The following is a 23704-nucleotide window of genomic DNA, read 5'->3' as shown; positions in this document are numbered from 1 at the left end:
GGCAAACATAAAAAAGCAATTCGTGTGACAATTTCTGATCTTAATTATTTAAAACGTGATGATTATCTCGACTGATTAATCAGGACATGCATTACCTGGTCTTTGAGCTGCCTGCTGATCGGTACCTCAAACGTGCCTATATGCAGCATGTTCCCTTCTATAGATGTGATCTTATTGTTGGCAACGATGTATGATTTATGGGTTTGCATAAATTTACGCTGCGGCAGTTTTTCGGCAAAGGCCCGCAGGGTACTGTGGGTTATGATCTTACGCGCCGGGGTATAAACCTCTACATAGTTTTCCATACCTTTAATGAACAACACTTCGTCAAAAATTATCTTCTCGAGCTTTCCATTGCTTTTAACAAACAGATAATCTACACTATCTGTATTGTTCCTTAAATCAAAGTAATCCTTAGCTTTAAAAGCTGCCTTCATAAAGCGCTCAAACGGTATAGGTTTAAGGAGATAGTCGAGCACATCCAGGTCAAAACCATCAGTAGCGTATTCTTTAAACGCGGTAGTGAAAATCACTTTTGGCGGGTTAGGCAGCGAACGAATAAATTCAACGCCGGTTAAATGCGGCATCTGGATATCCAGGAACAGCAGGTCTACAGGTTGCTGCGCTAACAACGCTCCTAATTCCATAGCGTCTTCACATTGCGCTTTCAGGTCGAAAAAGCCAGCTTTTTTAACATAGCCTTCCAGGCCCTTACGGGCAAAGGGTTCATCGTCGGTAATAATGCAGCTAATTAATGCCATCTTTTATATATTCAATTCAAGTACTGCTGTGTAGTGATCTTCTTCGCGGCCCGCGATTAGTTTATGTCTATCCGGATACAGCAATTGCAATCTGCGGCTTAAGTTTTCCAAACCAATACCGCTGTAATTATCGGGAGCCTTCATATTGGCGGGCACATCGTTATAAACTTTAAAAACAAATCTATTGTCAATAATGCACCCTTCAATGGCTATTTTATATTCACCGCCTATATATTTAAAGGCGTTTTCGACCAGGGGCAGTAAAAGCAGGGGATAGATGAGCTGATCCGTTAAACATCCTTCAAAATTAACACTGAGCTGCATTTTGCTGCTTGCCCTGATCTGCTGCAGGCGGATATAATTTTCAAGATACTCCAGCTCCTGCTTAACGGGCACTTGCTGGTGTTGGTCATAAAGCTGATAGCGCAACAGGCTCGATAGTAACTCGGTACTCTTTTTTGCGCCGGGCACATCTTCATCCATCTGGAAATAAATAGTATTCAGGGCATTAAATAAAAAATGCGGATGATATTGGGCTTTTAGAAACTTCAATTCAGTTTCCAGCTGGTCATTGGTTAACTTTTCCAGTTGCATCTTATTATTTACATAAGCCTTTAGCCAGGTACTGCTACGTGCAATTCCATAATAAACAATAGCGTACAAAGTGGGGATCATATTAATATCGGCCACATCTGCCCAGGGTATTAGCTCATCTATGCCCTGGCTTACGTGCAGAGCCATGACCATCGGAACAAATATTGCATTTACTAACACCAGGTTTGCTCCCACCAATATGGCCAACTCCCGCACTACGGCCCCGTAGGATAGCTGAGCAGTCCGGCGCCTGTCATAGTATTTAAAAAGCCGTTCAAAAATATAGATTGCCAAATAGCCCACCAATATTGAACAGGCCATTTCAATGCCATTAACATAAAAATCCCTTTCCCAAAAATGCTGACCAATGTCAGTATCATGCAATAGCCTGATGGTAAAATAAACCAGTAGGCCATACAGTGCCGGAAAAATGTACTTCCTGAAGAATTTCATATCAGCAAATTACAAATTTAAGGCAGAAAGAATAGGTTCGGGTTTTGTATCTACTATCTCCGGGCTCCGCACAGTTTTGAGTTTTTCCTTTGGTTTCATACCGAATAAAAACCGGGTTAAAGCGTAAGGGCGTACCAACAAATGATAGGTAAGCACCGTTACAAAAAAGGTAATACCCACCGTATAAATATATTTTGATAGGATGCTTTCATTTTGCGTTTGCACAATGTAATAGGCAATTAACACAATAACGGTTTGGTGCAATATGTAAAAAGGATATACCGCCTGGTTTAAATAATTGAGCACATGATGGGTCCGGTTAAAATAATGCTTGCCATATCCTACCAGGGCAAGCACCCATCCCCAGGCAATAGTTGGCCTTAAGGCAGTAAAGGCATACGAAAAAGCGATATTTTGAAAAGGCCAGTGAGGATGCAATGGTTCGATACCGTTCCAGCGCATGACTTCCCATGTCATCAGGCTTAAAAACCCTATGGTTAAGGCAAAACGACGGTTGCGCTCAAGACTGTCCATCAGTTTAGGTTGAAGGATACAAACAAAACCTGCCAGCAAAAATAATAGCCAGTAAACAAAGTAACTGCCATCATGGATCAGGTCGTTGGTTTCGGGCAGGTCCCAGCTGGTGAAGGTAAACCACAGGATTCCTGGCAGCATCAATAAATAAACCCATTTTCCCCGGGCCAAAATGGCAAGCTTTTGTTTAAAACCATTGCTTTTGGGCGAGATCATCCAGGCAAATAAAGGCGCGAAGATGAGGTCATAAAGAAACAGGTAGGCGATAAACCAAAGGTGGTGCCAGCTGAAATTACCTTTGGGGTATGGTTGAAAGTTAAATGTACTGGGATAAAAATCCAGGAATGAGCCTTTGTAGCCATTGGCCAATCGTTCCATGTAGATCTGCGGCGGCACAATGATGAACATGCCCACCAAAAGCGGAATAAAAAGACGGCGGAAACGCAAACCGATGAAACTGAGTGTAGAACGCCGCTGCATCATGTAGTAACTCACGGTACCTGAAATAAAAAAGAGCAGCGGCATGCGAAAAAGGTGCAAAAAATGATTCGATTCCATCATCAGATTGCTGGTTTCGTGGTTTTTGATGTGCCAGCCATCCTCAGCAACAAAAGGCATTGCCGAATGAAAAACTAACACCCCCAATATGGATAAGATCCTCAGCCAATCGAGGTAGGTTTGACGTTGTGTGGTTTCCATGATTTCTTTTTTTATCAAAAGAAGTCACAACCCATCGCCCCTTAAAATTACTTTGACCAATGGTAAAAAACCTTTGACCATTGGTTGAAAACCCCACCCAACCCTCCCCTTGGGGAGGGCTTTAAACAAAGTCTCCCCCTCGGGGGAGATTTAGAGGGGGGTCTCAGCCGCGCATAAACGGATTAAAATTCCTTGTACCAATTTCCATTCCGGCAGCCCGGCAGATGGTTTTATCGCCAAACTTGAAATTGATCTGATCCATGGCCTGGTAAAGCTTGATGCGTTCCTCATTATCCTCAAACAGGTTGATCTGGTAACTGCCCGTACAAAGATCACTCAACCGCACACCTATCAACCTGATGGGCCGATGCTGGTCCCAGGCCATTTTAAGCAGGTTTTTTACACCGGGAATCAGGATATGTTCTGCCGCGGTTAGCGCTATCTTTTGCTGTTGGGTATGGGTTTCAAAATTACCGTATCGCAACTTAATAGCCAGGCATGATGAAAGCTTGTTTTCCCGTCGTAATTTGGACGATAGTTCTTCGGTCATGGATACTAAAGTAGTTTCAAGTGTGCGGTGATCAGACACATTAGTATGGAAAGTATGCTCGGTGCTGATGGATTTCCTGTCGGAATGCGGAACGATTTCGCTATGATCGATACCATTGGCTTTTTCCCAAAGCGAATGCCCGTATTTGCCAAAAACAGTTTCCAGGAAACGGATATTGGTACGTTGCAGATCACCTATTTTTTCGATGCCGTATTGATATAACTTATTGCGGGTACTTTCGCCCAGGCCGGGTATCTTACCAATGTTAAGCGGCGCCAGGAACTTCAGCTCATCGCCATGCTTTACAAACATTTGTCCGTTGGGCTTGGCCTGGTTGGTAGCCATTTTTGCTATCGTTTTACCCGATGCCATACCGAAGGATATAGGCAGGCTTGTTTCTTTGATTACCTTCTGCCTAAGTTTGGTGGCCTCATGGTAGCAATCAAAAAAGCGGTCCATCCCGGTATAATCTATATAAAACTCATCAACCGATGTTTTTTGATACAGGGGCACCGTATCGTGAATGATCTGCGTAACCTCGCGTGAGGCTTCGCCATAGCGCCCGTGCGAACCGCGAATAAGAATGGCATGCGGACAAAGCTTTAAAGCTTGCCGGGTAGGCATAGCCGAATGCACACCAAAAGCCCTCGCCTCATAACTGCAGGAAGCCACAACTCCCCTTTCGGCCGAGCCCCCTATGATCACAGGCTTACCGATCAGTTCAGGATGAAACTTCCGCTCTACCGAAACGAAGAACGAATCAAGATCAATGTGTACAATATGACGTTTAACTTCCACATACCAAAAATGCTAATATTTTTTGTATTTTGCTAATTTTATTAGCATATTTGACATATAGAAATTGTGAAGCAAATGAGTATATATGAAGATTACCTGCTGTTATTATCACCTCCCGACGCGGTGAAGCATGAGATTGCGCGTTACAAAAAAGCATCGGCGAGGCTCATCGGCAGTTACAAAAGCATGGATTCGCCTGCTCATATCTCTATACAACACCTGGAGAGACAAAAGCCCTTTATGGCCGATAAAAACCTGGAATTGATGGAACAGGCCCTGAATACCATGCCACCGGTATTGCTGCATATGGATGGTTTTTATCATTTTACCCACTTGCACAGCCGCATGACCATTTATGCCAACATCCGCGCAACACCCGCTACCGACGAATGGTTTAACACCTTAAAAAAGAAGCTGCGCATTAAAAAGAATCTTATCCCACATATAACGGTTGTGCGTGATATTGCCGAAAAAGATTTCGACACACTTTGGCCGCATTTTAAGCATAAAAAACTGGTGGAGCCTTTTTGGATCAAAAAACTTACCATATTGAAACGCGATACACTTGACGCCTTTGCCAAATGGGATAAGTTTAAAACTTTTGAATTTAAAAACATGACCGGCCCTGGTTATACCCGCGATGAACTGGAACTGCTTAAAGCCGGCGACCCTGATCAGATCAATTTATTCATTTAAAATTTAAAAATCATGGACTACGCATTTTATCATTTTATCCTCCCGATACCTGATCATGTAGATGTTATGATCCGAAAATTAAAAAGCGAAGCAAAACGTGTTATCGGTAATTATCCCAGCATGCATGCACGGGCACATATTACTATAAACAATTATCCGCGCAAACCGCTTGATGTGGATGTTCAGGGTTTCTCGTTTTTGAGCCGTAAACTTAGTTTGCTGCCTCCCGCTATTTTTGAAATAGATGGGTTTGATTGTTTTAATGAGAGTAACGACTATAATAAAACCATTTTTGCCCGGCTTAAACTCACCGAACAAAATAAATACTGGCTTAAACTACTGAAGGGTATTGTTGGCGATAGCAGCACCGTACCTCATATTACCATCGCGAGAGCTCTAACGCCGGAACAATTTAACCTGCTTTGGCCCTATTTTCAAAAAAGGGAAATGAAGGCAAAATTTGTTGTTAACCGGCTTACTATTTTGAAAAATCTGCTGCTGGATCTTGATCAACATGCCAAAACTTATCGCGAATTTGAATTTCGGGGCGATGAAAACACATTAACGAAGTACGATAACCTGGCAATAGCAAGGCAAATTACAAATTATCCCTCTATAAATCAACAGATAAGCCTTTTTTAACATTTTCTTAACCATAAACGCTACCTTTTTCTATATTTGCGCCGGGGTAAGTCTTTTACGGCCAGCTCCTCTTGAACTCCCCCAGGGTGGGAACGCAGCAAGGGTAGAGAGTTGAGCGGCGCGATAAAAGTAGCTTACCCTTTTTTATTTTCTTATTTTTGCCGCACCGGCAAACATGCCCGAACCTGTACAGGTTCATGATTTCTTAAATTTCATAAAGTACATAAAATGCTCGATATATTCATTATTGGCGGTGGCCCGATAGGTTTAACTTGCGGACTTGCTGCTCAAAAAGCCGGTTTAAGTTTCGTAATTGTCGAAAAAGGCACGCTTGTAAATTCATTGTACAACTATCCCGCTACCATGACGTTTTTTTCCACATCTGAAAAATTGGAGATCGGCGGCGTTCCCTTTGTTACCGTACATAACAAACCTACCCGCAATGATGCTTTGGAATATTATCGCCGCGTAGCACTTTCAAATAACCTGCCCATTCATCTTTTTGAAGAAGTTACTGAAGTGAAGCCGGAAAATGGCTTTTACAGCATAACCACAAAAAAAGCAACCTACCAGGCTAAAAAAGCGATCCTTTCAACCGGCTTTTATGATATTGCGGTAAACCTCAATATCCCCGGCGAAAACCTGCCTAAAGTGAAACACTACTACCAGGACCCTCATTATTATACCCTGCAAAAAGTGGTGGTAGTTGGCTCAAGCAATTCGGCTATTGATGTGGCCCTGGAAACCTACCGTAAAGGGGCCGAGGTAACACTGGTGATCCGCGGCAGCGAAGTGAGCAACCGGGTTAAATACTGGGTACGGCCGGATATCATCAATCGCATCAAAGAAGGCAGCATTAAAGCCTATTTCAATTCAAACCTCGAGGCCATCCGCGAAAATGAAGTCGATATTCAAACCCCGGAAGGCTTGATCACCATTCCCAATGATTTTGTAATGGCAATGACAGGCTATAAACCGAACTTTGAGTTCCTGAAAAAGCTTGGCATTATACTTTCTGAAGATAAATTCATCCCCCAATACAACCCCGAAACCATGGAAACAAATATGCCTGGTTTATACCTTGCAGGCGTGGTTTGCGGCGGCCTTGATACCCATCTTTGGTTCATCGAAAACTCCCGCGTTCATGCTGATATGATCATCAATGATATTGTGGCAGGGAGGTGAACGGTTGATTGGGTTGATTAGGTGAATAGTTATTGCTGTAAATCTGCGAGTTACAACAACAAACCAAACACTCACTCAATAAACTTAATCAACCATTCATCAACCAACAAATAATCACATTTTTTTCTTGTATAAATAAAATTTTATAGCCTAATTTGCAGCAAATTAAAAACACAGTAATTCAACAAAAAAATGAATACACCAAGCTTAAATAAGCCCGCTACAAGAGCAAGTTTTGCTCCGGTTGCTGCTGCCTTGGGTTCAACTGTTTTTTTAAATTGCCCTCTCCGACGAAGGACCTACATGCCACGGGTTTGAATTAATTTTTCTCCTGTCCACACAAAAAGAGTTTTTTAAACGTCTTTTTAAAAAAACCATCTAATTATTTAAGGCTTATAAAGCCAATTAATTTCACGGTAATTATCTATTTAAATGACAATACAAGATTTTGATATTCAGGTTGCTACTGCACAGCATGTAGATTATGCCACTATGATTTGCGATGAGATGGCCGAATCGGCCAAGGCGCGCGGAACTGGTATAGCTACACGCTCGCCCGAATACGTTGCTAATAAAATGCTGGAAGGCAAGGCTGTTATAGCCCTGCATAAAGACGGTACCTGGGCCGGTTTCTGCTATATTGAAACCTGGAGCCATGGCGACTTTGTTGCTAACTCGGGACTTATTGTTAATCCGCAATTCCGCAAGGCGGGATTGGCAAAAGCTATTAAACACCGCATTTTCCAGTTATCGCGTACCAAATACCCTAATGCCAAAATATTTGGGTTAACAACCGGTTTGGCGGTAATGAAGATCAACTCGGAGCTTGGTTACGAGCCGGTTACCTACTCTGAACTAACCCAGGACGAAAATTTTTGGGCCGGCTGCAAAAGCTGCGTAAACTTTGACATTTTAACCAGCAAAAACCGCAAAAATTGCATGTGCACCGCCATGCTTTTTGATCCTGCCGAAAAACAGAAAGAATACGAAGAAAAAATGCAGCGCATTACGCACAAAGCGACTTTGCTTGAGCGTATTGAGAACGCCATAAAGAAACGTATAAAACATGATGTTTAAGAATTAGGTAAAAGATTAATACCTGTAAATTAATAAAACAGATCACCATAATTGATAAGTAAAGCTTTGAGCCTTGTGCCTTTAGCTTTAAGCTCACCAAAAACATGAAGAAAAAAGTAGTATTAGCTTATAGCGGAGGTTTAGATACCTCTTTTTGCTGTATTTATTTAACACAGGACCTTGGTTATGAAGTTCACTCGGTTATTGTAAATACCGGCGGTTTTAGCGAGGAAGAGTTAAAAGGCGTTGAAGAACGCGCTTATAAAATGGGCGTTACATCACACCATGTGGTTGATGAAACCGAAAACTTTTACAATACATGTGTACGCTTTTTAATTTACGGTAACGTATTAAAAAACAACACCTACCCGCTATCTGTAAGTGCCGAGCGCGTAAGCCAGGCTACAGCTATTGCTAACTACGCTAAAGAAATTGGTGCTGAATTTGTTGCCCATGGCAGTACAGGCGCAGGTAATGACCAGGTGCGTTTCGACATGATCTTTAACATCCTTGTACCTGAAGTAAAGATCATCACCCCTATCCGCGACCTGAAACTAAGCCGCGAAGAAGAGATCGAATACCTGAAAAAACATGGTGTTGATATGAACTTCGAGAAAGCCAAATACTCTATCAACAAAGGGATCTGGGGTACATCGGTAGGTGGTAAAGAAACTTTGACCTCAAACCTTGGCCTGCCAGAAGAAGCATGGCCTACACAGGTAACTGCATCTGAAGTAAAAGACCTTGTACTTACTTTTGAAAAAGGCGAGTTGGTAGCCATCGGTGATGAAAAATACGATCATCCAACAAAAGCTATCCAGGCCTTACAGGCTATTGCTCAGCCTTATGGCATTGGCAGGGATATTCACGTTGGTGATACCATTATCGGTATTAAAGGCCGTGTAGGCTTTGAGGCCGCTGCTCCTATGGTGATCATCAAAGCTCACCATACTTTAGAGAAACATGTGCTAACCAAATGGCAGCTTTCATGGAAAGATCAGTTATCATCTTTCTATGGCAACTGGCTGCATGAAGGTCAGTTTCATGACCCTATCATGCGCAATATCGAAGCTTTTTTAACCGATACTCAGAAAAACGTTACAGGTAAAGTATTTGTTCAGTTACACCCATATCGCTTCCAGGTAGTAGGCATTGAATCACCATACGATCTGATGTCGAACAAGTTTGGCAGCTATGGAGAAATGAACAACGCCTGGAGCGGCGAAGACGTTAAAGGGTTCTCCAAAATATTTGGCAACCAGGTAATGATCTATCATAAAGTAAATGCCGCCCCCCAGCCCCCTGAAGGGGGAGCAAATGCTCAATAAAGAAAGAATGGCTAATCCAATCAATGAATCCAACGTTCCGGTTCCCCCTTTAGGGGGCGGAGGGGGCGTATTCTCAAAAGGTGACTGCATAAAGCACTATAACTGGGGCGACGACTGCCACGGATGGACCTTTATTGATACAGAAGCGTTATCTGTTAAACAGGAGTTAATGCCACCAGACACTGCCGAACAATTGCATTACCACGAAAAAGCCACGCAGGTATTTTTTATTTTAAAAGGACGTGCTACATTTTCGATAGACGGCGAGGTTACCGTATTGAAGCCCGAACAGGGTATCGAGATCCATCCGGGACAAAAGCATTTCATCAGCAATAACGACCGGAGCGACCTCGAGTTTATTTTATATTCATATCCATCTACAAATAATGATCGGATAAATTTAGCCCCCTAACCCCCTAAAGGGGGAATAATTGTTAAAATTATGAGCGAACTAAATAAAAATATTGATCAGTCTTCCTTTGCTCCCCCTTTAGGGGGCGGGGGGGGCATCCGTGCAGGTATAATTGGCGGAGCAGGGTACACCGGTGGCGAAATGCTCCGGATCCTGATCAACCATCCTAACGTGGAGATAGCTTTTGTTCATAGCAACAGCAACGCGGGTAACTATGTTTACCAGGTACATACCGACTTGTTTGGTGATACCGATCTGAAATTCGCTGCCGAATTATCTACAGATATTGACGTGTTATTCCTTTGCGTTGGTCACGGTGATGCCAAAAAGTTCCTGGAAGCAAACGCTATCCCCGATTCGGTTAAGATCATTGACTTAAGCCAGGATTTCAGGCTGAACCAAAACTCAACTTTAAACGGCAAAAGTTTTGTGTATGGCTTGCCGGAGTTAAACCGTGAGGCTATTAAAACAGCCTCTAATATTGCTAACCCCGGTTGCTTTGCTACCTGTTTGCAATTGGGTTTACTTCCACTGGCTTCAAAAGGTTTGCTAAACAACGAAGTGCACGTTACTGCTACAACAGGTTCAACCGGTGCAGGACAAAGTTTATCGCCGACCTCACACTTTACCTGGCGTAATGATAACCTTTCTGTTTACAAAGCATTCAGTCACCAGCATTTGAATGAGATCGGTCAATCGTTAAGGCAGTTGCAAACCGGGTTTGATAAGGCTATCAATTTTATTCCTTACCGTGGCGATTTTACCCGTGGCATTATTGCTTCAATTTATACTGAGAGCGATTTGAGCGAGGAAGAAGCATTAGCACTTTACCAAAGCTACTACGATGGGCATCCGTTTACACATGTCACCAATCGCAATATCGATTTAAAGCAGATTGTAAATACTAATAAATGCTTTATCCAGGTAAAAAAACACGACAACAAAATATTCATTATCAGCATAATGGACAACTTACTTAAGGGTGCTTCCGGCCAGGCAGTACAGAACATGAACTTATTGTTCGGGCTGGATGAACGCGCAGGCTTACGACTTAAGGCGATCGGCTTTTAGAAGAGCTGAAAGCCGAAGGCTGAAAGCTTAAAGCATTTAATTATGAGGGATTATAAAAAATACGAGGTTTGGAAAAAAGCACATGCGCTTAACATGTTCGTTTACAAATCTGTACTTCCGAAATTTCCAAGAAGTGAGCAATTCGACTTGATGAGCCAAACTAAAAGGGCGTCATACTCGATTCCGCTTAACATAGTTGAAGGATGCGGAAGACACACGGAACGTGACTTCGCTCATTTTTTAGATCAGGCTTTAGGTTCAGCTCACGAATTGGAGTATTGCTTGTTAATGTGTAAGGACTTGCTTTACGTTGAGGAGGTCCTTTACCAGGAAACAGATAAATTAATTAATGAAGTGAAGGCCATGCTTATCAGCCTGATCAAAACACTAAGAAAATAAAAGCTTTCGGCCTTAAGCCTTCAGCTTTAAGCTTAACACGATATGAAATTATTCGACGTATATCCTATTAATCCGATCAACATAGTAAGAGGACAAGGAAGTTTAGTGTACGATAACCACGATACTGAATACCTTGATATGTATGGTGGTCATGCCGTTATTTCTATCGGTCATACCCATCCGCATTATGTTAAAAGATTAGAAGATCAATTACACAAGCTTGGCTTTTACTCTAACTCTATCGAGATTCCTATTCAAAAAGAGTTAGCGCAAAAATTAGGTAAGGTTTCGGGTAAAGAAGATTACCAATTATTCCTGTGTAACTCCGGTGCTGAAGCTAACGAGAATGCTTTAAAACTGGCTTCTTTTTATAATGGTAAAAAGAAAGTTATTGCTTTCAGCAAATCATTTCATGGCCGTACTTCTTTAGCGGTTGCTGTAACCGATAACCCGAAGATTGTTGCCCCGATCAATGAAACAGATAACGTGATCTTTTTGCCATGGGCCGATGAAGCCGCGCTGGAAGAAGCGTTCAAAAACAACGAAATTTCTTCGGTAATTATTGAAGGCATCCAGGGTGTAGGTGGTATCCAGGTTGCACCTGAGGGCTTCCTGCAAAAAATCCGCTCGCTGTGCAACCAGTATAATGCCGTTTTCATTGCCGATTCCGTGCAGTGCGGTTACGGCCGTACGGGTAAATTCTTCTCGCATGATTTTGCCGGTGTAGATGCTGATATTTACAGCATGGCTAAAGGCATGGGTAATGGTTTCCCTGTGGGAGGTATCATTATTTCGCCTAAAATACAGCCGGCATATGGCATGTTAGGTACTACTTTTGGTGGTAACCATTTGGCTTGCGCAGCAGGCTTGGCCGTACTTGAAACTATGGAACAGGATAACCTGTTGCAAAATGCTGCTGAGGTTGGCGGCTACTTAATAAAGGAGCTTAACAAGCTGGAGCAGGTTAAGGAAGTTCGCGGTCGTGGTTTAATGATCGGCATTGAATTGCCTGAGGAATTGGCCCATGCGCGTAAAGAACTGCTGAACAAGCACCATATATTTACCGGCGAAGCTAAACCAAACGTGATCAGGCTATTACCCGCTTTGAATTTAACTAAGGCCCACGCTGATAGGTTCCTGGAAGCTTTTGTAAACGTATTGAATCAATAAGACGCCCCCTCTAAATCTCCCCCTGAAGGGGGGGACTTAAAAAAATAAATAGCAGAACAACTCACCCAATAATTGTAAAGTTCATGAAACTATTCTCTTCTGTTAATGATGTTGCTGATGTTAACGCGCTTGTAAAAGAGGCATTGGCGCTTAAGCAGGATCCATTTGCCCACCAAAAGCTTGGTAAAAATAAAACACTTGCATTGGTGTTTTTAAATCCAAGTTTACGTACCCGTATGAGTACACAAAAAGCTGCTATCAATTTGGGCATGAATGTAATGGTGCTCAATATCGATAAAGAAGGCTGGGCACTTGAACTGCGCGACGGCGTGATCATGGATGGCACTACTGTTGAGCATATCCGCGAAGCCGCAGGCGTTATGGGCCAATACGCTGATATTATTGGCGTTCGTTCGTTCCCTGGCTTAAGGAACCGTGAGGAAGATTATAGTGAGATGATTTTCAACAAGTTTGTTGAGTTTTGCAAAGTGCCGGTTGTGAGCCTGGAATCAGCTACCCGCCACCCGCTGCAAAGTTTGGCCGACTTGATCACTATTGAAGAGCTGAAAACAACAGTACGCCCAAAAGTGGTATTAACCTGGGCACCGCATATCAAACCATTGCCGCAAGCTGTTCCAAACTCATTCTCGGAGTGGATGTGCAAGGCGGATGTCGACTTTACTATCGTGCAGCCTAAAGGATATGAGCTTTGTACCGATTTTACCCAGGGTGCAAATATCTCTTATGATCAGGATGAGGCTTTAGCCGGCGCAGATTTCATCTACGTAAAAAACTGGTCGGCGTATGAGCCTTATGGCAATATATTAGGTAAACACGAAGAGTGGATGCTTACTAACAAAAAGCTGGAGCAAACCAACAATGCCAAAGTAATGCATTGCTTACCGGTACGCCGTAACCTGGAGCTCTCTGACGAAATATTAGACGGGCCAAACTCAATTGTGGTACATGAAGCCGGCAACCGTGTTTGGGCCGCGCAAGCTGTGCTCAAACAGATGCTGGAAAGTTTGTAGCTATAACTGGCCATGAATAAAATATACGATATCTTACTTGGTAACACCAAAATCGGAACAACTGCATTTGAAAATGCGGATCCTCCAATGGGTGTTGTACTTGGTAAGATATCGTTTGCAGATGAAAGGTTTGACTATTCCTTTTTTAAAGATTACTGTATAAAGAATAATGTAGGCTTCCAGGAGGACATTGATCTTAAACTTATCTCCACCGTTAATATTCCTGATTTACATGTCTTTGATTTAGCGGGTCTGGAGATTAAAGGATTGGCTGCAACGATTTCAGGCATGGACGATGACGAGTATTTAATCTCAGTAGAAGGAATCCCCTATCCATTTTATGAAGATGAGTTTGACCATCATTATAAATCATATTTTTAAAGGCCTGGCAATCATTAACTAAATTTCCTCCCAATGTATACTCCCAAACATTTTCAGTTAAGCGATGAACAGGAAGCCATTGACTTTATACAACGCTACAGCTTTGCAACAATCGTAACAGCTACCGATAATGTTCCGTTTGCTACCCATCTTCCCTTTCTGGTAAGCAAGCGCGATGATAAAATTGTTCTTTCATCTCATTTCGCCAAAGCTAATCCGCAGGCAAACGAAATTATCGGAAAAGATGTATTGGTGATATTTACCGAGCCCCACGCATATATCTCGCCTAAACACTACGAAAAGGAAACCAATGTACCTACCTGGAATTATATAGCGGTACATGCATATGGCAAAGCAGGCATTTTATCAGAGGGTGAACAAACTGCCGGTTTGTTAGCGCAGATGATTAGTAACTACGAGGCCGACTATCTTACCCAATGGAATAACCTACCTGACGAATATAAGCAACGGATGATGAAAGGTATTGTGGCTTTTGAAATCATTGTTGACGATTTGCAAGGCAAACAAAAACTTAGTCAAAATCGCAGCGAATTGGAGCGGGATAGTATCATCAAATCATTAAGTAATAGCGTCGATACGGTTGAAGCAGAGATTGGCAAATATATGTCGCGCCTAAAATAATTACCTACCGCGGGTTTAGCGCAGCGTAACCCGTGGGGATATCGGTTAAGTTTCCAACTTAACCGCTGAAGTTGAAAACTTCAAAGATCAGTTACCACGGGTTACGCTGCGCTAAACCCGCGGCAGAATCTCATTCTTCTATCTTTTTGGATGCGCTGTTGATCATTGCATTTAACGTTAATCCCTGTACAATTACCGAAAATATCACAATAAAATAACTTCCCGACAGGATCAGATGCCTATAAGGGGTATTAGGAAGTGATAAAGCCAACGCGATAGAAATACCGCCACGCAATCCCGCCCAGGTCATAATATTGATATTACTGTAGTTTACCTTGAGGGTACGTCGTAAAAAGGTAAGCGGCAGCATGATACTCAACCAGCGGGCTATTAAAACAGTAACAATAGAGACACTTCCCGTTACCCAATAGTTATTTACAAAGGGCAGGTTAACCAATTGCAGGCCTATCATCACAAATAAAATAGTGTTCAGGATCTCATCAACCAGTTTCCAGAATTTCTCTAACGCCTCGTGCGACTTTTCTTTATTGTCCTGATTAATGGATTGACCGCCGGCAAATAACCCGGCAATAACAACCGATAGCGGAAGCGAGAACCCAAGCAATACGGCCAAAACTGATAGCGCCATTACCAAAGCGAGCGAGATCAATACGATAGTCTGAAAATCCTTAACCGAGCGCATCAACCGGTGAGCCACATAACCTAAAATGACGCCGGCCACTATCCCGCCAATAATTTCTTTAACAATAAGCACTATAACCTTAGCCAGTTCAATTTTCTCTTCTCCCACCCGAGCCACCTCCAGGATGATCACAAACAGGATCAGCCCAATTCCATCATTAAAAAGGGATTCGCCCGAAATAATGGTTTCAAGATTGGCAGGTAACTTTGAATTACGGATAATGGCTGCAACCGCCACCGGATCGGTGGGTGAAATCAAAGCGCCGAACAACAGACAATAGATTAGCGGCATATGGATATGAAAAAATGGGGCTACATAAAATAACAGGCATCCAAACACCGCGGTTGAAATAACAACCCCCAATGTGCTCAGTACAAATACGGGGCGCATTTCTCTCTTCAGCTTCCTGCCATCTAAGTTAAATGAGCTTGAAAAAAGCAGGAAACCAAGCAGCACATTTAATACCGCTTTTGAAAAGTTGATATTTTTGGCAAGTGTACCCAGGTAATCCGCTATCGACGAATCAATCTTATCTACAATAAGTATGGTGATAGAAGTAATGGTTGCCAGCAGCACAATGCCGATAGTGCCCGGCAATTTAATAAACCGCGCATTAAGGTACGAGAAAACCGCGCTGACAATAACCAATAAAGCAATTACAACAAACAGATCCATAAATACTTACAAGTAAGGATTTAAACCGTCTATTGTTTGATTTTATCTTGATTCAGGATCCGTCATGCGGGTTTCAGTATCAAAATACCGTACAATAAGTCGGTTGTCGCTGTTTTTGGTGAAATAGTTGATGGCCCAGCTAAAAAATATGATACCCTTATTAGTAAAGCCTGCCAGCGACATGATGTGTACAAATCCCCATACCAGCCAGGCAAAAAATCCCTGGAAATGAATTTTTCCTAAGTCGGCCACGGCTTTGTTTCGGCCTATGGTTGCAAGCGAACCTTTATCCCTGTATTTAAATGGGACCAACGGTTTACGGTCGAACATTCGGTAAACGTTCTCACCCAAATTTTGTCCCTGCTGGATAGCTACCGGTGCAACACCTGGATGCCCGTTTGGATATTCATCCGTAATCATGGCAGCTACATCACCTATAGCATAAATATTTTCGTAGCCCTTTACCTTGTTAAATTCATCAACCAGGATGCGGTTACCCCGGGCTATATTATCGGCAGAAATACCTTCAGGAAATTCCCCCTTTACTCCTGCCGCCCAAAGTACATTACGGGTTAACAGCGATGTGCCGTTATCTATCTTGAGTTCATAGCCATTATAGCTTTCCACGTGTGCGCTGTTATAAATGGTTACGTCCATATCCTGCAAAAACTTTTTGGCCTTGGCCCTCGCCCCCGGCGAAAACGCGGCCAGCAGCTCCGCTTTACCCTCAACAAGGTAAACACTCATGCTGTGTTTGCGCAAACCATGATAATCCTTCATTAATATCAGCTCGCGCATTTCGGCAAGTGCACCAGATAGCTCCACACCGGTTGGCCCTCCTCCTACAACTACAAAGGTCATTAGCGCCGCTTTTTCTTCCGGATCTTTAGATACGAGCGACATTTCGAGGTTTTGGAGGATCAGGCTCCTTAAGTTTAAGGCCTCCGGGATATTCTTCATCGGCATAGCGAAATGCTCTATCTCTTTGTTACCAAAAAAGTTGGTATTGGAGCCGGTAGCTATAGCAAGGTAGTCGTAATAAATGGTACCGATATCGGTATCAAGCGTATTAGTTTCGGGATTGATCTTCTGCACCTCAGCAAGCGCGAAGCGAAAATTCTTTTGCCTGGTGAAGATCCGGCGCAATGGAAAGCCAATTGAATCGGCAGCTATGGAGCCCCCCGCCACCTGGTACAACAAAGGCTGAAACGTGTGATAGTTATGCTTATCAATCATCAGTACGTCAACGGGCGCATCTTTTAGTTTTTTGGCTAAATGGATCCCGCCAAATCCTCCTCCTATAATTGCCACCCGCGGTCTGGTATTCTTTTTTTGCTCCATAGATAGTTATAAGCAAGGATAATGCCTTAAAGTTTTCCAATATTACTAATTCTTTCATAATCAAATTGTAAACTTAAACTGCAAGTCCCATTATTCATTTTTAAATCAATTTTTGAAAAAACACGCTATATTTTCGTAATTTTAACAGTTTTCCGCTTAAAAAAGTGGAAATTTGGCACTAAAAGAGTTATATTAACAGCTGGAATGAATAAAATTGATACAGATCATATCAAAACGGGTAAATTACCATCAAATAAGAGCCTTTATATAATCAAAATAGGTGGAAACGTTATTGATAACTCTGAAAACCTATATCATTTTTTAAAGGACTTTGAAGCGCTCGACGGCCTGAAGATCCTGGTACATGGCGGTGGAAAAGTGGCCACACAAATAGCCGAAGATTTAGGTATTGAATCGAAAATGGTTGATGGCAGGCGCATCACTGATATTGAAACGCTGAGAGTGGTCACCATGGTTTACGGAGGCCTCATCAATAAAAATATTGTAGCCCAGTTGCAGCGTTTTGGCAACAACGCCATAGGCCTCACCGGTGCCGATGGCAACTTTATTAAAGCGGTTAAACGGCCGGTAAAAACTATTGACTATGGTTTTGTGGGCGATATTGTTGAAGACTCTATCAACCCCGAAAATATAAGCCGGTTGATGGAAGCAGGCTTTACCCCCGTTTTCTGTGCTATAACGCATGATGGCGAAGGGCAACTGCTAAATACCAATGCGGATACCATTGCTTCGGCACTGGCGGTATCGTTATCGGGATTATATGAAACCACCCTCATTTACTGTTTTGAGAAAAAAGGTGTGTTAAAAGATATTAATGACGAAGAATCGCTGATCAGGGAAATTAACCCGCAGCACTACGAGGAACTTAAAGTGGAAAGGATAATACACAGTGGTATGCTACCTAAACTTGATAACGCTTTTACCGCAATTGCTTGTGGTGTAAAGGCGGTAATTATTGGCAAATCAGATGATTTGGGCCAATTGAAAGATAACAAACCATTTGGAACACGTTTAACAAAAAGCGCATGAACGCACAACAGCACATTTCAATATTAGGCTCCGGTAACATAGGGCTGTCATTAGCCAAAGGTTTGGTTAAAAAGGGTATTTGTAAACCCCAGCAAATATCATTAACCCGTCGTAACGTAGCTGCGCTGGCCCAATATGCCGAGCAGGGGTATCATGTGTCAGACAATAACCTGCGTGCTGTACGCAAAGCCGATATTATTGTGCTGGCCGTACTGCCGCAACAACTCAATAAACTGTTAGACGAGATCAAACCTTCGTTAAAGCCGGATAAGCAATTATTGATCTCAGTTATCTCAGGCGTTAGCTGTGCCGATATCCGCCAGCACCTTGACCTCAATGTACAGGTGATCAGGGCAATGCCGAACACCGCGATCGCGATAGGCCACTCTATGACCTGTATCGCTACAGATAACGGCACCAATAAAAACATCAACATGACCAAATCATTGTTTGATACGGTTGGTGTAACTATCCAGATCAATGAAGAATTGATGACCTCAGCCACAGCTCTTTGTGCCTGTGGTATAGCTTTCTTTTTAAGATCAATCCGGGCGGCTTCACAAGGGGGAACGGAGATTGGCTTTCATGCTCATGACGCTTTGAAAATGGCTGCACAAACCGCTAAAGGTGCGGCAGACCTGCTATTGCAACTGGCATCGCACCCCGAACAGGAAATTGACAAGGTAACCTCACCAAGCGGATGTACTATTGCCGGCTTAAATGAAATGGAGCACCACGGTTTCAGTTCGGCCATGATCAAAGGCATCCGTCTGTCGGCCGAAAAAGCAGGTGATTTGTATAAAAAGGATAGTTAATTAAGCGAAAAGCTTAAGGCCGAAGGCTCAAAGCTTTTAATCATTATATTTCAATCGTTTTGATAGCGTATATCAAAATGAGTTATTTTTAAAAAAGCAGTTCAGATACAAGCTATTTACATTCAACCAATTAATAAATAGCTACAACAATTGGTATGGTTATGGTATTTGACTGCTGATCTTTCAATATAAAATGTTAACAGTAGAAAAAATTGGCGGTACATCCATGACCGCTTTGGGTGATGTGATCAAAAACATTATCCTGTTTGAACGCAGCGGGGAACAACTTTACAACCGCATCTTTGTAGTATCGGCATTTTCAGGGGTAACCAATCTCCTGCTCGAAAACAAAAAGACAGGCGCACCGGGCGTATATCACAAGCTTGCCAATTACAAGGATTTTCATACGCCGTTAAAACAATTGATTACGCGCCTAAAGCAGATCAATAAAACATATGAAGGCCTTGGTTTGAATATAGCCGAAGCCGATAAGTACGTTGAAACAAGGATCAACGATGCTCAAACCTATCTGGAGAACCTGGCTAATATTCTGGCATCAGGGTATGTAGGTAAAGAAGGCATTTTACAGGCCGCGAGAGAGATCCTGGCCTCAATAGGTGAAAGCCACTCGGCTTTTAACTTTACCAATATCCTGCAAAATATGGGTATCAATGCTACATTGGTGGACCTGAGCGGTTTTCATGACCACCGTGCATTAACCATTGATCAACGCATTAAGAAAGACCTTGCCCATATTGATTTTTCAAAAACCATTACCGTTGTTACCGGCTACGCTAAAGGTACCGAAGGTATTATGCGCGAGTTCGACCGCGGCTATTCGGAAGTTACTTTCAGTAAAATTGCCGTTGCTGTGCAACCACAGGAAGCCATCATCCACAAAGAATACCACCTTTGCACTGCCGACCCTCAGTTGGTTGGTGTTGAAAACTGCTTCCCGGTAGGTAATACCAACTATGATGTTGCCGATCAGCTGGCCGACGTGGGCATGGAAGCTATCCACCCAAAAGCATCAAAACCGTTGGAAATAAATGATATCGACCTGCGGATCAAAAACACCTTTCAACCGGAACACCCGGGTACGCTGATCACCCGCGAATATATTTGTGATAAAAAGCGTGTTGAGGTTATCACCGGTACCGATAAGGTGATCATGATTGATATTTACGATCCCTCAATGGTAGGTAACGTAGGCACCGATTTTCATATCATGCAGTTGTTTTACAAGTTTGGCGTTAGCTACAGCTTCAAGGCCACCAGCGCAAATAGCATTTCTATAGTGATATGGGAGAAGGACTACAATAAAAAACTGATTGGCGAACTGGAAGACAATTACGAAAAAGTTGCTGTTGAAAAAATGGCGATGGTTTGCCTGATAGGTTCCAACATGGATCAGCCGGGCTTACTTGCCAAATCGGCAACAGCATTGGCCCAAAAAGGGATCAATATCAAAAGCTGTGGCTTTGCACTAAGAATGGTCAATATCCAGTTTTTGATAGCCCGCGAAGATTTCGATGAGGCGATCCGCGCTTTGAATAAAGCAATGTGCTAAGGGAGGCAAAAGGCGAAAGGTAAAAGGTTAAAGGTTGTTTTACATTTCTATTTAACATAATGCCTTTCACCTTTCACCTTTCACCTTTCACCTTTCACCTTTCACCTTTCACCTTTCACCTTTCACCTTTCACCTTTCACCTTTCACCTTTCACCTTTCACCTTTCACCTTTCACCTTTCACCTTTCACCTTTCACCTTTCGCCTTTCACCTTTCACCTCAATTGTAACTTTACAGTAACTAATTTCTTTTAACCATAAGTTTTCAGCATATTTAGGTTTGACATCTTTCCTGTATGCGTAAACTTTTACTATCAGCCTGCCTGTTATTAGCTATTGGGTTTCATGTATCTGCTCAAAAAAAAGCTAAAAAACCTTTAGATCATAATGTGTTTGATGGATGGCAAAGTATAACAGGCCAACGCATCAGCAATGATGGTAAATGGATAGGTTACGTCGTAAAGCCACAACAGGGCGATGCCGAACTGATTATAAAAGATTCAAAAAACACCGGCTCAATTAAAATCCCCCGTGCAGATACAGTTAAAATAACCGGGGATTCAAAATTTGCTGTATGCCTTATCCGGCCTTTTTATAAGGATACCAGGCAGGCGAAAATAAAGAAGAAAAAGCAGGCGGATTTCCCTAAAGATACTTTGGGTATAATTACTTTAGGATCATCATCCGTAAGGAAAGTCCCGGCCATCCGTTCATTTAAAATAGCCGAAGATGCGGCTGTTATTGCTTACCTTGCAACAGCCGATACGCTTAAAAAACCTGCATCAGGCGATACCTCAAAAAAAGCGGTGGCTGCAACTGTAGCCCCGCCTACACATGAAGGTGCAGATTTAACTATTAAAAAGTTAAAAACCGCCGCCGAACGCTCTTTTAAATATGTTACCGAATACCAGGTCAGTAAAAATGGAAAATGGATTGCGTTTGCTGTAACAGCGCCGGCTAAACAAAAAGAGACTGTATCTGGTCTGTATCTATTTGATTTGGAAAAAAACGCGGTCAAACGGTTAAGCACCGGCAGAGGGAATTACCATAATATCAGTATTGATGATGCCGGGCGCCAGGTAGCTTTTACTGCCGAAAAAAATCCGGAAAAGGCACTGGTAAAACCCTTTAAGCTTTATTACTACAACACTGCAAAAGATAGCGCTGAAGTTATTGCCGCTGCCGGAACTGCAGGCATACCCAATAACTGGGCGGTAAGTGGCGATGGCAAAGTGAGCTTTAGCAAAAGCGGCAATAGCCTTTTCTTTGGCACTGCGCCTATCCCTAAACCTGCCGATACCACCCTGGTTGATTTTGAGGTAGCCAAACTGGATATCTGGAACTACAAAGATGATTATCTGCAGCCCCAGCAGCTCAAAAACCTGCAAACAGAGCTAAAGCGTAGCTATCTTGCGGTGATAAAACCTGAAGAAACGAACGCCAAAACTGTTCAATTAGGTAACAAGGCCATCCCAGAAATATTAACTGCCGAAAATAAAGATGCCCGCTATGTTTTAGGACTTACAGATACCGGCGCCCGCGTATCGGCCCAGTGGGAAGGCAGTACCAGGCAACAAGCCATTTTAATTGATACCCGGAGCGGCAATCACAGGTTTATTAATGCCTCTTTGGGCCGTTATTATATCTCGCCGCAGGGCAATTATGTGCTGTGGTTTGATGTTAAAGATCAGGCATGGTACTGTTATACCATCGCAACAGGGCAAAAAATAAACCTGAGCAAGGCAACCGGCACCAAAATGGGCGACGAACTGAACGATGTGCCAGGGTATGCTTCGGCCTATGGTATGGCCGGCTGGTTAGCAGGAGACAAGGCCGTATTTATTTATGACCGGTACGACATATGGCATTTTGACCCGGCAACGGGCGACGCGTTTAACTTTACCAAAGGCATCGGGCGTAAAAACAAACTGATCATGAGGTATGATCAAACCGATCCGGAGCAAAAATTCATCCCCCTGAAAGAGCCGATGTGGCTGTTAACCCAAAACGAAGAAACCAGGCAATGGGGATATTTCAGGAAGTTTCCTGAGACTAACAATCTGCCCGAAAAAGTGACCATGGCCCCAATCAGTTATGATAACTTGCTGAAAGCTAAAAATGCCGAAGCTTACATCTACACCAAGGCAAGCTATAAACAATCGCCTGATTTGTACTTTTCATCTGATTTGAAGAAAGAGATCAAGCTAAGCAATATCAACCCGCAGCAAAGTGAATATAACTGGGGCACTGCCGAGCTTGTGAGGTGGACGACACCTAAAGGCTATCAGTCGCAAGGCATCTTGTATAAGCCCGAAGATTTTGACCCGGCCAAAAAGTACCCGATGATAGTTTATTTTTATGAGAAACTTTCTGACGGGCTTTATAATTACATTGCTCCGGCTCCCACTCCTTCCCGCCTGCCTATCTCATTTTTTGTGAGCAACGGCTATCTTGTGTTCGCACCTGATATCAGCTATCAAACCGGTCATCCGGGGGCATCAGCGGTCGAGTTTGTGAATTCGGGTGTTGAGGCTTTAAAGAAAAACACATGGGTTGATGCTGCACATATTGGCTTACAGGGCCAAAGCTGGGGCGGTTACCAGGTGGCTTACCTCATTACCCAAACCAATATGTATGCAGCAGCCTGGGCAGGCGCGCCGGTAGCTAACATGACTTCCGCCTATGGCGGTATCCGCTGGGAATCGGGCCTAAACAGGCAATTTCAGTACGAAAAATCACAAAGCCGCATTGGTGCCACACTTTGGGAAAGGCCTGAGCTGTATATCGAGAACTCGCCCTTGTTCCAGTTGCCCAAAGTAAAAACACCGGTAATGATCATGAGCAATGACGCCGATGGCGCTGTGCCATGGTACCAGGGGATTGAAATGTTTACAGCTTTACGCCGTTTAGGTAAACCTGTTTGGTTACTGCAATACAATGGCGAGGCTCATAACCTGGTACTGCGCCAAAACCGCAAAGATATTACTATACGTGAGCAGCAATTTTTCGATCACTTTTTAAAAGGCGCGCCAATGCCGGTTTGGATGGATAAGGGAGTACCTGCAGTTGATAAAGGGAAAGACTGGGGCCTGGAGCTGGAAAAATAAAAGTTTATATAGAAATTAATTT

Annotated in this window: 22 protein-coding genes and 1 other RNA gene; 17 read left to right on the top strand and 6 right to left on the bottom strand. The window is 43.0% G+C overall.

The window, feature by feature from the left end; translation table 11 throughout:
- Positions 1-62: 62 nt before the first annotated feature.
- The 4 genes from ACEN82_RS08350 to dinB form a co-directional block, all read right to left on the bottom strand.
- Positions 63-761, bottom strand: coding sequence for a LytR/AlgR family response regulator transcription factor (locus ACEN82_RS08350; RefSeq protein ID WP_413323163.1), 699 nt, complete (start codon positions 759-761; stop codon positions 63-65).
- Positions 762-764: 3 nt separating this feature from the next.
- The gene (locus ACEN82_RS08345; RefSeq protein WP_413323164.1) at positions 765-1808 is read right to left on the bottom strand and encodes a sensor histidine kinase; all 1044 of its coding nucleotides are present in this window, start codon (positions 1806-1808) and stop codon (positions 765-767) included.
- Between the two features lie 9 nt (positions 1809-1817).
- The gene (locus ACEN82_RS08340; RefSeq protein WP_413323165.1) at positions 1818-3041 is read right to left on the bottom strand and encodes an acyltransferase family protein; all 1224 of its coding nucleotides are present in this window, start codon (positions 3039-3041) and stop codon (positions 1818-1820) included.
- Positions 3042-3204: 163 nt separating this feature from the next.
- A complete protein-coding gene (dinB, locus tag ACEN82_RS08335) occupies positions 3205-4389 on the bottom strand; it encodes a DNA polymerase IV (protein ID WP_413322992.1) in 1185 nt (394 codons plus the stop codon).
- Positions 4390-4464: 75 nt separating this feature from the next.
- Between dinB and ACEN82_RS08330 the strand changes: the two genes are divergently transcribed.
- From ACEN82_RS08330 to ACEN82_RS08270, 13 genes are all read left to right on the top strand, one after another.
- A complete protein-coding gene (locus ACEN82_RS08330; RefSeq protein WP_413322993.1) occupies positions 4465-5085 on the top strand; it encodes a 2'-5' RNA ligase family protein in 621 nt (206 codons plus the stop codon).
- 12 nt (positions 5086-5097) lie between these two features.
- Positions 5098-5727 carry a 2'-5' RNA ligase family protein gene (locus ACEN82_RS08325; protein WP_413322994.1) on the top strand — a complete coding sequence of 210 codons (630 nt, stop codon included), beginning with the start codon at positions 5098-5100 and terminating at the stop codon, positions 5725-5727.
- 44 nt (positions 5728-5771) lie between these two features.
- An RNA gene (gene ffs / locus ACEN82_RS08320) (signal recognition particle sRNA small type) lies at positions 5772-5870 on the top strand.
- An 85-nt stretch (positions 5871-5955) separates the two neighbouring features.
- The gene (locus ACEN82_RS08315; RefSeq protein ID WP_413322995.1) at positions 5956-6912 is read left to right on the top strand and encodes a YpdA family putative bacillithiol disulfide reductase; all 957 of its coding nucleotides are present in this window, start codon (positions 5956-5958) and stop codon (positions 6910-6912) included.
- Between the two features lie 432 nt (positions 6913-7344).
- Positions 7345-7989, top strand: coding sequence for an N-acetyltransferase (locus ACEN82_RS08310; protein WP_090527097.1), 645 nt, complete (start codon positions 7345-7347; stop codon positions 7987-7989).
- A gap of 104 nt (positions 7990-8093) precedes the next feature.
- The gene (argG, locus tag ACEN82_RS08305) at positions 8094-9317 is read left to right on the top strand and encodes an argininosuccinate synthase (protein WP_413322996.1); all 1224 of its coding nucleotides are present in this window, start codon (positions 8094-8096) and stop codon (positions 9315-9317) included.
- 7 nt (positions 9318-9324) lie between these two features.
- Positions 9325-9729, top strand: a complete 405-nt coding sequence (locus ACEN82_RS08300) for a cupin domain-containing protein (protein WP_090527651.1) — start codon at positions 9325-9327, stop codon at positions 9727-9729.
- A 141-nt stretch (positions 9730-9870) separates the two neighbouring features.
- The gene (gene argC / locus ACEN82_RS08295) at positions 9871-10800 is read left to right on the top strand and encodes an N-acetyl-gamma-glutamyl-phosphate reductase (protein ID WP_413323005.1); all 930 of its coding nucleotides are present in this window, start codon (positions 9871-9873) and stop codon (positions 10798-10800) included.
- A gap of 42 nt (positions 10801-10842) precedes the next feature.
- A complete protein-coding gene (locus tag ACEN82_RS08290; protein ID WP_129571233.1) occupies positions 10843-11199 on the top strand; it encodes a four helix bundle protein in 357 nt (118 codons plus the stop codon).
- A 42-nt stretch (positions 11200-11241) separates the two neighbouring features.
- Positions 11242-12369 carry an aspartate aminotransferase family protein gene (locus ACEN82_RS08285; protein ID WP_413322997.1) on the top strand — a complete coding sequence of 376 codons (1128 nt, stop codon included), beginning with the start codon at positions 11242-11244 and terminating at the stop codon, positions 12367-12369.
- Positions 12370-12452: 83 nt separating this feature from the next.
- Positions 12453-13400, top strand: a complete 948-nt coding sequence (locus tag ACEN82_RS08280; protein ID WP_413322998.1) for an N-acetylornithine carbamoyltransferase — start codon at positions 12453-12455, stop codon at positions 13398-13400.
- Positions 13401-13412: 12 nt separating this feature from the next.
- Complete coding sequence (locus ACEN82_RS08275; protein ID WP_413322999.1) at positions 13413-13781, top strand: hypothetical protein; 369 nt, start codon at positions 13413-13415, stop codon at positions 13779-13781.
- 33 nt (positions 13782-13814) lie between these two features.
- Positions 13815-14423, top strand: coding sequence for an FMN-binding negative transcriptional regulator (locus tag ACEN82_RS08270; RefSeq protein WP_413323000.1), 609 nt, complete (start codon positions 13815-13817; stop codon positions 14421-14423).
- A 130-nt stretch (positions 14424-14553) separates the two neighbouring features.
- Here the strand turns inward: ACEN82_RS08270 and ACEN82_RS08265 are convergent, their stop codons facing one another.
- Entirely contained in the window at positions 14554-15801 is a 1248-nt protein-coding gene (locus tag ACEN82_RS08265) for a cation:proton antiporter (protein WP_413323001.1), read from the bottom strand.
- A gap of 42 nt (positions 15802-15843) precedes the next feature.
- The gene (locus ACEN82_RS08260) at positions 15844-17142 is read right to left on the bottom strand and encodes an NAD(P)/FAD-dependent oxidoreductase (RefSeq protein WP_413323002.1); all 1299 of its coding nucleotides are present in this window, start codon (positions 17140-17142) and stop codon (positions 15844-15846) included.
- A gap of 204 nt (positions 17143-17346) precedes the next feature.
- Between ACEN82_RS08260 and argB the strand changes: the two genes are divergently transcribed.
- From argB to ACEN82_RS08240, 4 genes are all read left to right on the top strand, one after another.
- Positions 17347-18192 (top strand): acetylglutamate kinase, encoded by an 846-nt coding sequence (gene argB, locus ACEN82_RS08255; protein ID WP_413323003.1) that lies wholly within the window; start codon positions 17347-17349, stop codon positions 18190-18192.
- Positions 18189-19007 (top strand): pyrroline-5-carboxylate reductase, encoded by an 819-nt coding sequence (proC, locus tag ACEN82_RS08250; RefSeq protein WP_090527080.1) that lies wholly within the window; start codon positions 18189-18191, stop codon positions 19005-19007. The genes argB and proC overlap by 4 nt, the downstream gene beginning before the upstream one ends.
- Positions 19008-19200: 193 nt before the next feature.
- A complete protein-coding gene (locus ACEN82_RS08245; RefSeq protein ID WP_413323004.1) occupies positions 19201-20577 on the top strand; it encodes an aspartate kinase in 1377 nt (458 codons plus the stop codon).
- Positions 20578-20871: 294 nt separating this feature from the next.
- Positions 20872-23682 (top strand): S9 family peptidase, encoded by a 2811-nt coding sequence (locus ACEN82_RS08240; protein ID WP_413319071.1) that lies wholly within the window; start codon positions 20872-20874, stop codon positions 23680-23682.
- Positions 23683-23704 lie beyond the last annotated feature (22 nt).

Source organism: Mucilaginibacter sp. Mucisp73 (genome assembly GCF_059491465.1).
This window is presented reverse-complemented; position numbering and strand designations above follow the sequence as displayed.

What these genes read in the sequence shown, in the direction of transcription:
- ACEN82_RS08245 (WP_413323004.1), top strand. Translation starts at nt 19,201, where the DNA reads ATGTTAACAGTAGAAAAAATTGGCGGTACATCCATGACCGCTTTGGGT.
- ACEN82_RS08275 (WP_413322999.1), top strand. Translation starts at nt 13,413, where the DNA reads ATGAATAAAATATACGATATCTTACTTGGTAACACCAAAATCGGAACA.
- ACEN82_RS08285 (WP_413322997.1), top strand. Translation starts at nt 11,242, where the DNA reads ATGAAATTATTCGACGTATATCCTATTAATCCGATCAACATAGTAAGA.
- ACEN82_RS08330 (WP_413322993.1), top strand. Translation starts at nt 4,465, where the DNA reads ATGAGTATATATGAAGATTACCTGCTGTTATTATCACCTCCCGACGCG.
- proC (WP_090527080.1), top strand. Translation starts at nt 18,189, where the DNA reads ATGAACGCACAACAGCACATTTCAATATTAGGCTCCGGTAACATAGGG.
- ACEN82_RS08300 (WP_090527651.1), top strand. Translation starts at nt 9,325, where the DNA reads ATGGCTAATCCAATCAATGAATCCAACGTTCCGGTTCCCCCTTTAGGG.
- ACEN82_RS08350 (WP_413323163.1), bottom strand. Translation starts at nt 761, where the DNA reads ATGGCATTAATTAGCTGCATTATTACCGACGATGAACCCTTTGCCCGT.
- argC (WP_413323005.1), top strand. Translation starts at nt 9,871, where the DNA reads ATGCTCCGGATCCTGATCAACCATCCTAACGTGGAGATAGCTTTTGTT.
- ACEN82_RS08325 (WP_413322994.1), top strand. Translation starts at nt 5,098, where the DNA reads ATGGACTACGCATTTTATCATTTTATCCTCCCGATACCTGATCATGTA.
- ACEN82_RS08290 (WP_129571233.1), top strand. Translation starts at nt 10,843, where the DNA reads ATGAGGGATTATAAAAAATACGAGGTTTGGAAAAAAGCACATGCGCTT.
- ACEN82_RS08280 (WP_413322998.1), top strand. Translation starts at nt 12,453, where the DNA reads ATGAAACTATTCTCTTCTGTTAATGATGTTGCTGATGTTAACGCGCTT.
- argB (WP_413323003.1), top strand. Translation starts at nt 17,347, where the DNA reads ATGAATAAAATTGATACAGATCATATCAAAACGGGTAAATTACCATCA.
- ACEN82_RS08315 (WP_413322995.1), top strand. Translation starts at nt 5,956, where the DNA reads ATGCTCGATATATTCATTATTGGCGGTGGCCCGATAGGTTTAACTTGC.
- ACEN82_RS08345 (WP_413323164.1), bottom strand. Translation starts at nt 1,808, where the DNA reads ATGAAATTCTTCAGGAAGTACATTTTTCCGGCACTGTATGGCCTACTG.
- argG (WP_413322996.1), top strand. Translation starts at nt 8,094, where the DNA reads ATGAAGAAAAAAGTAGTATTAGCTTATAGCGGAGGTTTAGATACCTCT.
- ACEN82_RS08270 (WP_413323000.1), top strand. Translation starts at nt 13,815, where the DNA reads ATGTATACTCCCAAACATTTTCAGTTAAGCGATGAACAGGAAGCCATT.
- ACEN82_RS08260 (WP_413323002.1), bottom strand. Translation starts at nt 17,142, where the DNA reads ATGGAGCAAAAAAAGAATACCAGACCGCGGGTGGCAATTATAGGAGGA.
- ACEN82_RS08265 (WP_413323001.1), bottom strand. Translation starts at nt 15,801, where the DNA reads ATGGATCTGTTTGTTGTAATTGCTTTATTGGTTATTGTCAGCGCGGTT.
- ACEN82_RS08340 (WP_413323165.1), bottom strand. Translation starts at nt 3,041, where the DNA reads ATGGAAACCACACAACGTCAAACCTACCTCGATTGGCTGAGGATCTTA.
- ACEN82_RS08240 (WP_413319071.1), top strand. Translation starts at nt 20,872, where the DNA reads ATGCGTAAACTTTTACTATCAGCCTGCCTGTTATTAGCTATTGGGTTT.
- ACEN82_RS08310 (WP_090527097.1), top strand. Translation starts at nt 7,345, where the DNA reads ATGACAATACAAGATTTTGATATTCAGGTTGCTACTGCACAGCATGTA.